The following is a 551-nucleotide window of genomic DNA, read 5'->3' as shown; positions in this document are numbered from 1 at the left end:
GAACCGAGTTTCAGGGGCGATCCTTTGACATGCTCATTTGCCACACGACCGTCGTGTTTAGCCGCTATCTAGTCATGGAATTTGAGCGGCGACAAGCGGGAGACACACGTACGCTCGGCGGGCTATTCTTCTTGTATGCGGATGAAGTTCGTGACCTGGATTACCAGACCGCTCTTCAACAACTTATGTCCTTATTCTTAGATATGGCCAAAGCAAAGAACAAAAGCAGCAAACATACGGTATTGTGTCAACTGCAAGAATGGATAACCGATTTGCCCTTATACATCAAGGGTTTATTCGGTAATTTAAGCTGCGAAAGTTGAGTTATTCATTTTTACAATTGCCCATATATCAGAGGCGGAGGCTCTATCTAATTCCCAATTTTGAGTAGGAAGTAATTTTTTTTAAATCTTTATTAGTGCATTTTTTCTTAAGCCATTTGATGAGCCTGTGGCGATTAGAATATAATCCTCTAAATAACTAGTACAAAGAACCTAAAATAACGTTACTATATTTTCCTGTATGGTATACTCTAGATAGAATCTATCGAA

The 551-nt window shown here is 39.7% G+C and carries 1 pseudogene; it reads left to right on the top strand.

The features are described 5' to 3' along the window. A pseudogene (locus tag AC6ROY_RS25485) lies at positions 1 to 323 on the top strand (IS4 family transposase); the annotation flags it as partial. Positions 324 to 551: the final 228 nt, after the last annotated feature.

The organism is Paenibacillus sp. sg306046 (assembly GCF_059821225.1).
This window is presented reverse-complemented; position numbering and strand designations above follow the sequence as displayed.